Annotated in this window: 7 protein-coding genes and 2 pseudogenes; 5 read left to right on the top strand and 4 right to left on the bottom strand. The window is 53.1% G+C overall.

What is annotated here, in order from left to right; genetic code table 11:
* Window positions 1–809: pseudogene (locus FDX01_RS23525) on the bottom strand (transcription-repair coupling factor); the annotation flags it as partial.
* A 117-nt stretch (window positions 810–926) separates the two neighbouring features.
* The gene (locus FDX01_RS05290) at window positions 927–1,991 is read right to left on the bottom strand and encodes an acyltransferase family protein (RefSeq protein ID WP_137399358.1); all 1,065 of its coding nucleotides are present in this window, start codon (window positions 1,989–1,991) and stop codon (window positions 927–929) included.
* 261 nt (window positions 1,992–2,252) lie between these two features.
* On the opposite strand from FDX01_RS05290, the gene lolC reads away from it, so the two are divergent.
* Genes lolC through cobB form a run of 5 tightly spaced genes read left to right on the top strand, consistent with a single transcriptional unit; the run spans window position 2,253 to window position 7,157 of the window.
* Window positions 2,253–3,452, top strand: a complete 1,200-nt coding sequence (lolC, locus tag FDX01_RS05285; RefSeq protein ID WP_137399357.1) for a lipoprotein-releasing ABC transporter permease subunit LolC — start codon at window positions 2,253–2,255, stop codon at window positions 3,450–3,452.
* Entirely contained in the window at window positions 3,445–4,146 is a 702-nt protein-coding gene (gene lolD / locus FDX01_RS05280; RefSeq protein WP_115258741.1) for a lipoprotein-releasing ABC transporter ATP-binding protein LolD, read from the top strand. Before lolC ends, lolD begins: the two co-directional genes overlap by 8 nt.
* A complete protein-coding gene (lolE, locus tag FDX01_RS05275) occupies window positions 4,146–5,390 on the top strand; it encodes a lipoprotein-releasing ABC transporter permease subunit LolE (protein ID WP_096757411.1) in 1,245 nt (414 codons plus the stop codon). Before lolD ends, lolE begins: the two co-directional genes overlap by 1 nt.
* Before the next feature lie 18 nt (window positions 5,391–5,408).
* Window positions 5,409–6,320 carry an N-acetylglucosamine kinase gene (nagK, locus tag FDX01_RS05270; protein WP_096757410.1) on the top strand — a complete coding sequence of 304 codons (912 nt, stop codon included), beginning with the start codon at window positions 5,409–5,411 and terminating at the stop codon, window positions 6,318–6,320.
* A 15-nt stretch (window positions 6,321–6,335) separates the two neighbouring features.
* A complete protein-coding gene (cobB, locus tag FDX01_RS05265) occupies window positions 6,336–7,157 on the top strand; it encodes a Sir2 family NAD+-dependent deacetylase (protein WP_135912190.1) in 822 nt (273 codons plus the stop codon).
* Window positions 7,158–7,259: 102 nt separating this feature from the next.
* Here cobB and potD read toward each other — a convergent pair whose 3' ends face one another.
* Entirely contained in the window at window positions 7,260–8,306 is a 1,047-nt protein-coding gene (gene potD / locus FDX01_RS05260; RefSeq protein ID WP_137399385.1) for a spermidine/putrescine ABC transporter substrate-binding protein PotD, read from the bottom strand.
* A gap of 154 nt (window positions 8,307–8,460) precedes the next feature.
* Window positions 8,461–8,668, bottom strand: a pseudogene (potC, locus tag FDX01_RS23520) (spermidine/putrescine ABC transporter permease PotC); the annotation flags it as partial.

Genomic DNA, 8,668 nt, shown 5'->3' with positions numbered 1-8,668 from the left:
GGCAACGGCTCGCTGAAAAACAGCGGCTGCCAGTATTCGATCCCGGCAGGAAGCGTACCTTTACTGACCTGCTGATAAATATGTTCCGCGTCGCGTTTCACCTCAAAGGTGTCGCGCCACTGGCTGCGAAACAGTTCGATAGCCGTTTTATCGGTGGGGAATTCGTGCGCGGGCAGCAGATTAATGGCGTCGACTTCTTCCAGCGTGCGCTGGGTATCGGTATCAAACAGACGCAAGCTGTCAATTTCATCATCAAAAAAATCAAGACGATAGGGAAACTCGCTGCCCATCGGGAATAGATCTAGCAGTGCACCGCGCGTGGCATATTCACCGTGTTCCATAACTTGATCAACGTGGCGATAACCGGCACTTTCCAGCTGTTCACGCAGCGCGTCACGCGATAAACGCTGACCTTTTTTCATCACCAGCGCGTGACCGTGCAGATAGCTGTGCGGACACACGCGTTGCATCAGCGTGTTGACCGGTACGATCAGCACGCCGCGCTGCATGGACGGCAGTTGATATAGCGTGGAGAGCCGCGAGGAGATGATTTCCTGATGCGGTGAAAAACTGTCGTACGGGAGCGTTTCCCAATCCGCGAGGTTCATCACCATCTGGTCGGTAAACTGGCGAATTTCGTCATGCAGGCGCAGGGCATTTTGCATGTCAGGTGCGATGAGTACCACGGGGCCGGCGTGGTGTTCGGCAATGTCTGCCACCAGCGTGGCACAGGCGGCACCGGTAAGTTCACCTAACTGGCGCTGATCGCCAGCTTTCGCCGGGAGCGTGTAACGATGTTGTTCAGGCATTAGGTTGTCAGGATCTCGTTTAGATATACGTCTGATAAGCAATGTTCTTATTATCCGCAAACGTTTCTCATAAGCAAATTGATTCGCCCCCTGATGGGGGCAAAAAGCGCGTTAAGGTTAGCGCGAGGCGGCCGATAAAGAGGGTGGGGAAAACAGCAGGTCGGCAACGGTTTTTTGTGAAATTTTGCGTACCAGCAGGCCAAACAAGGTACACAGCAGCAAACAGACAAACGGATAAATCAGCAGCAGGGCTAGTTCTGCATGCGCAGACCATTTAGCATGATTGATGACGGGAATCAGCGTTAAGCTGAAAAGTTCGACCAAAATTCGGTGGGTTGTGTAGATGGCGATTGTGTTAGAGCCGATCACGCTTAATGGGCTGGCCGCACGCATACCGAAGCGTTGCTCGAACTGATAAAACAGCTTCATGATCAGCACAATGGAAACCAATGAAAGCAGCAGCGAAACGTTGGCCAGCCATGCGATGACCGCCAGAATCATCGTCAACGAGCACAGGATCGGGTGGCGGCGCAGCGGAACCTCTTTAATCCCTGACATCAGCGTGCTGCCAAACCATGCCCCGAGACTGTAATACGCCAGATTACGTATCACGCTATTCATTCCCCACCACGGCGTCGGAAAAAAATTGACCGCCACACTGAGCAATACGAACAGAGCCAGCAGCGGCAGCGCCCAGCGGCTGAACAGTTTGCACAGAATGAAGTAGACGATCAGCGCATACAGATACCATAAGCTGGTGCTGGCGGTCAGCATGCCCCAGGAAAAGTCGCCGACGGAACCGGCATACGCGGCGTTGGCGGCCTGGCTCAGATCGCGCTCTGGTGCCAGCCAGTGATTGAGCATGGTGAGTGCCAGCCATTGCACCATTCCCCACAGCAGCAGTACCCAGGCAATATTCCAGATCCGTTTATCTACGCAGGTCGTCCAGCCCACGCCATCGATGTATCGACGGATCAGATATCCCGAAATAAAGAAAAACACCGGCATGCGAAACGGAGCCAGGTAAAGATTGAGGTAAATCCAGCACTTGGTCAGCAGTTCTGACAGCGGATGCTGAAAACTGGTGAGATGGGGGTAAAAGGTAATCACAGAATGGTAAATGACCACCAGGCAAATACATAACCCTTTGATTTGGTTAATCCATAGCTCTTTTTTTATCATTACGTCGACGTATCCGTAGTGTTAAACATAACCTGCTATCCTGCGGATGGCAGGCGTCGCTGTAATGCGTAACCGTCTGCATTTTTGTTTTTTCAGATAAAGATCAGGTATTAGGCTTGATGAGCAGGTGGTTCACTTTAGCGAATTGATTTGTTTATGCTTTTCAGAATAATGCTGACGAACACTTACGGTTCAGTCATTTACCCATTCCGCTTTCGCTTATATACTCGTGACTTTGCTAACAGCAACCAGACGGATTTCATGTATCAACCTGTCGCTCTATTCATCGGCCTGCGTTATATGCGTGGGCGTGCAGCAGATCGCTTCGGTCGTTTTGTTTCCTGGCTTTCCACCATTGGCATTACTCTTGGGGTAATGGCGCTGGTCACGGTATTGTCGGTGATGAACGGTTTCGAGCGTGAGCTGCAAAATAATATTCTTGGCCTGATGCCTCAGGCCATTCTCTCGTCAGAGCAGGGTTCTCTGAACCCGCAACAGCTGCCGGAAAACGCGGTGAAGCTGAGCGGTGTCAATCGTATTGCCCCGCTGACAACCGGTGATGTGGTTCTGCAAAGCGCGCGCAGCGTAGCGGTTGGCGTGATGCTGGGCATCGACCCGACGCAAAAAGATCCGCTTACGCCGTATTTGGTCAATGTGAAGCAAACCGATCTCGAGCCGGGTAAGTATAATGTCATCCTTGGCGAGCAGCTTGCCGGTCAGTTGGGCGTGAGTCGTGGCGATCAAATCCGCGTTATGGTGCCGTCAGCCAGCCAGTTCACGCCGATGGGACGTCTGCCAAGCCAGCGTCTGTTTACGGTAATTGGCACCTTTGCCGCCAACAGTGAAGTCGATGGCTATCAGATGTTGACCAATATTCAGGATGCGTCACGCCTGATGCGCTACCCGGCGGGCAATATTACCGGCTGGCGTTTGTGGCTGAATGAACCGCTGAAGGTCGACACGTTGAGCCAGCAAACGCTGCCGCAAGGCACCAAATGGCAGGACTGGCGTGAGCGCAAAGGGGAATTATTCCAGGCTGTGCGGATGGAAAAAAACATGATGGGGCTGCTGTTGAGCCTGATCGTGGCGGTCGCGGCGTTTAACATTATTACCTCGTTGGGCCTGATGGTCATGGAGAAGCAAGGCGAAGTGGCGATTTTACAAACCCAGGGACTTACGCCGCGGCAAATCATGATGGTGTTTATGGTGCAGGGGGCCAGCGCCGGGATTATTGGCGCGCTACTGGGTGCCGCGTTGGGGGCATTACTTGCCAGCCAACTGAACAACCTGATGCCGATCATTGGGGCATTACTGGATGGCGCTGCGCTGCCGGTTGCCATTGAGCCGTTACAGGTTGTCGTCATTGCGCTGGTGGCCATGACCATTGCGCTGCTGTCTACGCTTTATCCTTCCTGGCGCGCCGCCGCCACTCAACCCGCTGAGGCTTTACGTTATGAATAAGATCCTGTTGCAATGCGACAACCTGTGCAAACGCTATCAGGAAGGCACCGTGCAAACTGATGTGCTGCACGATGTCAGCTTTAGCGTTGGCGAGGGTGAAACGGTGGCGATTGTCGGCAGCTCTGGATCCGGTAAGAGTACGTTGCTGCATCTGCTGGGCGGACTGGATACGCCAACGTCGGGCGACGTTATTTTTAGTGGACAGCCGATGAGTAAACTCTCTTCGACGGCAAAAGCGGAACTGCGTAATCAAAAGCTCGGTTTTATTTACCAGTTTCACCATCTGCTGCCTGACTTTACCGCGCTGGAAAACGTGGCGATGCCGCTACTTATTGGCAAGAAAAAACCGGCTGAAATTACCGAGCGTGCACGCAATATGCTGAAAGCGGTAGGGTTGGATCATCGTGCCAGCCATCGCCCGTCTGAGCTGTCGGGCGGTGAGCGCCAGCGCGTGGCGATTGCCCGTGCGCTGGTCAATAACCCACGTCTGGTGCTGGCAGATGAACCCACCGGTAACCTTGATGCGCGCAACGCTGACAGTATTTTCGAGCTTCTGGGTGAGCTGAATCGCTCTCAGGGGACGGCATTTTTGGTGGTGACCCACGATCTGCAGTTGGCGAAGCGCATGAGCCGCCAGCTTGAAATGCGCGATGGTCGCCTGACGGCCGAACTGAGCCTGATGGGAGCTGAGTAATGGCTGCGCCTTTATCGTTATTGATTGGCTTACGCTTTAGCCGTGGTCGGCGGCGTGGGGGCATGGTCTCGCTGATCTCTGTGATTTCTACCATCGGTATCGCATTGGGTGTGGCGGTCTTGATTGTCGGTTTGAGCGCGATGAACGGATTTGAGCGCGAGTTGAACAACCGCATTCTGGCCGTTGTCCCGCACGGCGAGATTGAAGCGGTTAACCAGCCCTGGAACAACTGGCAGGAAGCGCTGGATAAAGTACAGAAAGTGCCTGGCATTGCCGCTGCGGCGCCCTATATCAACTTTACCGGGCTGGTGGAAAGTGGCGCAAATTTACGCGCGGTGCAGGTGAAAGGTGTCGATCCCAAACAGGAACAACGTTTGAGTGCGCTGCCTACGTTTGTACAGAACCATGCCTGGGATAATTTCAAAGCCGGTGAGCAGCAGATAATCATAGGGAAAGGGATTGCTGATGCGCTGAAGGTGAAGCAGGGTGACTGGGTGTCAATCATGATCCCTAACGCCAGTGCCGATCACAAACTGATGCAACCCAAGCGCGTACGGTTACACGTCATCGGTATTTTGCAGTTGAGCGGCCAGCTTGACCACAGCTTTGCAATGATCCCAATGGAAGATGCGCAGCAGTATCTGGATATGGGGTCCAGCGTGTCGGGTATTGCGCTGAAGGTTAACGACGTCTTCAATGCGAATAAGCTGGTCAGAGATGCCGGTGAAGTGACCAATAATTACGTTTACATTAAAAGCTGGATTGGTACTTACGGCTATATGTATCGTGATATTCAGATGATCCGCGCCATTATGTACCTGGCGATGGTGCTGGTGATTGGTGTCGCCTGTTTTAATATTGTTTCGACGTTAGTGATGGCGGTAAAAGACAAGAGCGGCGATATTGCGGTATTAAGAACATTGGGCGCGAAAGACGGGCTGATCCGTGCCATTTTTGTCTGGTATGGCTTGCTGGCAGGACTGTTTGGTAGCCTGATTGGCGTCGTGATTGGCATCGTCGTTTCGCTGCAATTGACGCCGATTATTAACGGTATTGAGGCGCTTATTGGCCATCAGTTCCTGTCCGGTGATATCTATTTTATTGACTTCTTGCCATCGGAATTACACTGGCTGGACGTTATTTACGTGCTGGTTACAGCATTATTGCTGAGTCTGTTGGCGAGTTGGTATCCGGCGCGTCGCGCCAGTAATATTGATCCTGCGAGAGTGCTGAGCGGCCAGTAACAATAAAAAGGAGCGGTGATGTACTACGGGTTTGATATTGGCGGGACAAAAATTGCGTTAGGCGTCTTCGATAATCAACGCCGTTTGCAATGGGAAAAACGTGTTCCTACGCCGCGCGATAGCTATGATGCTTTCCTCGATGCGGTGTGCGATCTGGTGACGGAGGCCGACCAGCGATTTGGCGTTAAAGGTTCAGTGGGAATTGGTATTCCCGGTATGCCAGAAACCGAAGACGGTACGTTGTATGCCGCTAACGTTCCTGCTGCCAGTGGAAAACCGCTGCGTACCGACCTCAGCGCGCGACTGGACCGCGATGTGCGTCTGGACAACGATGCTAACTGTTTTGCCCTCTCCGAAGCCTGGGATGATGAATTCACCCAGTACCCGTTAGTGATGGGGTTAATCCTCGGCACGGGGGTTGGAGGCGGCCTGGTGCTGAACGGTAAATCCATCACCGGACGCAGCTATATTACCGGTGAGTTTGGTCACATACGCCTGCCGGTAGATGCGTTAACGCTAATGGGATTTGACTTCCCGCTGCGTCGCTGTGGATGCGGTCAGTTAGGCTGCATCGAGAGCTACCTTTCCGGTGGCGGATTTGCCTGGCTGTATCAGCATTACACCCATCAACCGTTGGACGCCCGTGAAATTATCGCGCTCTGGGAGCAGGGTGATGAACAGGCGCTTGCCCACGTCGAACGCTATCTTGATTTGCTGGCGGTGTGTCTGGGGAATATTCTGACTATCGTTGATCCGGATTTAGTGGTCATTGGCGGTGGTTTGTCGAATTTTACCGCGATAACGGCGCAACTGGCAGACCGTTTGCCACGCCATTTATTGCCGGTTGCCCGCGTGCCGCGTATTGAACGGGCACGCCATGGTGATGCGGGTGGAATGCGTGGAGCTGCTTTCCTACATCTTACCGATTAATACAAAGAGGTTGTTATGCTGTCGCGTCGGGGTCATCGGTTAAGCCGTTTTCGTAAAAATAAACGCCATATGCGCGATCGCCTGCGTCAACGGATCTTTTTCAGAGACAGAGTGGTGCCTGAATTGATGGAAAAACCAAGAGTATTAGTCCTGACGGGGGCGGGGATCTCCGCCGAATCAGGTATTCGTACCTTCCGCGCTGCGGATGGTCTCTGGGAAGAACATCGGGTGGAAGACGTGGCGACTCCGGAAGGATTTTCGCGTAACCCCGGACTTGTGCAGTCGTTTTATAACGCACGTCGTCTTCAGCTACAACAGCCTGAAATCCAACCCAACGCGGCGCACATTGCGCTGGCAAAACTAGAAGCGGAGCTGGGCGACCGCTTTTTGCTGGTGACGCAGAATATCGATAACCTGCATGAGCGCGCCGGTAACCAGAACGTCATCCATATGCACGGTGAACTGCTCAAAGTGCGCTGTTCGCAAAGCGGACAGATCCTGGACTGGACGGGAGATGTGACCCCGGAAGATAAGTGCCATTGCTGCCAGTTTCCGGCACCGTTGCGCCCGCACGTCGTGTGGTTTGGCGAAATGCCCTTGGGGATGGATGAAATCTATATGGCGCTGGCGATGGCGGATGTGTTCATCGCGATCGGTACGTCCGGGCATGTTTATCCGGCGGCCGGATTTGTACACGAAGCGCGCCTGCACGGGGCGCATACGGTGGAACTTAACCTTGAGCCGAGCCAGGTAGGCAGCGAGTTCGAAGAAAAGTATTACGGTCCGGCAAGCCAGGTGGTGCCCGAGTTTGTTGAGAGGTTATTGAAAGGGTTGTGATTTTTTTGCCGGATGGCGTAGGCCCGATAAGCGTAGCGCCATCGGGCAATGATTCGCCGGATGGCGACGCTGGCGCGTCTTATCCGGCCTACGGGACGGCAATTAGCGTCCTGCTTTCAGCTTCTGATAGTACTCTTCATAAATTGTGCTAGCGGAGCCGACATCGTTCTGCCACTCCCCTTTATTGATAGTCTCTGCATCAGGATAGAGCGTTTTATCATTGGCCACTTCCGGGCTGAGCAGTTTACGTGCCGCCAGGTTTGGCGTTGGGTAACCGATGGTTTCGGCCACTTCTTTTGCGACATCCGGGCGCAGCAGGAAGTTAATCAGCTTCAGCGCACCTTCTTTGTTTTTGGCGTTCGCCGGAATAGACAGACTGTCCATCCAGAAAATGCCGCCTTCTTTCGGCCACACGACGTCCAGCGGCGTGCCCGCCTGACGCGCGACGAATGCCGAGCCGTTCCACACCATACCGAGGTTGACTTCACCTTCCATATACGGGTTTGCCGGGTTGTCTGAGTTAAACGCCGCGACGTTAGGCATCAGTTTCTTCAGCTCGTTATACGCGGCTTCAATCTCTTTCGGGTCGGTGGTGTTACCGGAGTAGCCCAGCTTGCGTAGCGCTACCTGGAACACTTCACGCGCATCATCGGTTAACAGCAGGCTGCCTTTGTATTCCGGTTTCCACAGATCGGCCCAGCTGGTCACAGTTTTCGGATCAATGACATCGCTATTGACGCCAATAGCCGTTGCTCCCCAGATATACGGAATGGAGTAGTCGTTATTTGGGTCAAACGGCTTGTTGAGCATGTCCGGATCGAGATTGTTGAAGTTGGTGAGCTTGGTCTTATCAATCTTCTGGATCATGCCTTCTTTGCGCATTTTATCCACGTAGTAGGTGGAGGGAACCACCAGATCGTAGGCGCCGTCTTTATACGTTTTGAGTTTGGCATACATGGTTTCGTTCGACTCGTAGGTCGAATAGATAACCTTAATACCGGTCTCTTTCGTGAACTGCTCCAGCAGTCCTGGCGGAACGTATTCGGTCCAGTTGTAGAAATAGAGCGTGTTGTTGTCGGAGGCTGTGGCGGTGTTCATACCCAGTGCCAGAGCACCCGCGGCGAGCAGGTGGCGTGACCATTTTTTCATCATTTAACGTCCCCTGAATAACATACCCGTCGTCTTTCAAGCCGCATTTTTGTTGGCTACGCTAGTTCACCCCAGGAACATAGTTATCTATGTTCCTGGGGACTCACGAGCTTGCCGCCTCAATGCAACTCGAAATCCATAGGGTATGGGCCTGTTAGCGGCCTTTAGTTTTATCACGTGCAATAAGCTGGCTGGCGATAACCATGACCAGCGACAGAACCAACAAAATGGTGGCCAGCGCATTAACTTCTGGTGACACGCCGACTTTAACCATTGAGTAGATTTTTAACGGCAGAATTTCATAACCTGGTCCAGTGACGAACGATGAAACAACTACGTCATCCATCGACAGGGTAAAGCTC

Source organism: Citrobacter sp. wls613 (assembly GCF_005281195.1).
GTDB lineage: Bacteria > Pseudomonadota > Gammaproteobacteria > Enterobacterales > Enterobacteriaceae > Citrobacter > Citrobacter gillenii.
The sequence above is the reverse complement of the archived record's forward strand: the minus strand, read 5'-3'. Positions and strand labels throughout refer to the sequence as shown.

Excerpts from the sequence above, each read along its gene's own strand:
- lolC (WP_137399357.1), top strand. The coding sequence starts at position 2,253 with ATGTATCAACCTGTCGCTCTATTCATCGGCCTGCGTTATATGCGTGGG.
- potD (WP_137399385.1), bottom strand. The coding sequence starts at position 8,306 with ATGAAAAAATGGTCACGCCACCTGCTCGCCGCGGGTGCTCTGGCACTG.
- cobB (WP_135912190.1), top strand. The coding sequence starts at position 6,336 with ATGCTGTCGCGTCGGGGTCATCGGTTAAGCCGTTTTCGTAAAAATAAA.
- lolD (WP_115258741.1), top strand. The coding sequence starts at position 3,445 with ATGAATAAGATCCTGTTGCAATGCGACAACCTGTGCAAACGCTATCAG.
- lolE (WP_096757411.1), top strand. The coding sequence starts at position 4,146 with ATGGCTGCGCCTTTATCGTTATTGATTGGCTTACGCTTTAGCCGTGGT.
- FDX01_RS05290 (WP_137399358.1), bottom strand. The coding sequence starts at position 1,991 with ATGATAAAAAAAGAGCTATGGATTAACCAAATCAAAGGGTTATGTATT.
- nagK (WP_096757410.1), top strand. The coding sequence starts at position 5,409 with ATGTACTACGGGTTTGATATTGGCGGGACAAAAATTGCGTTAGGCGTC.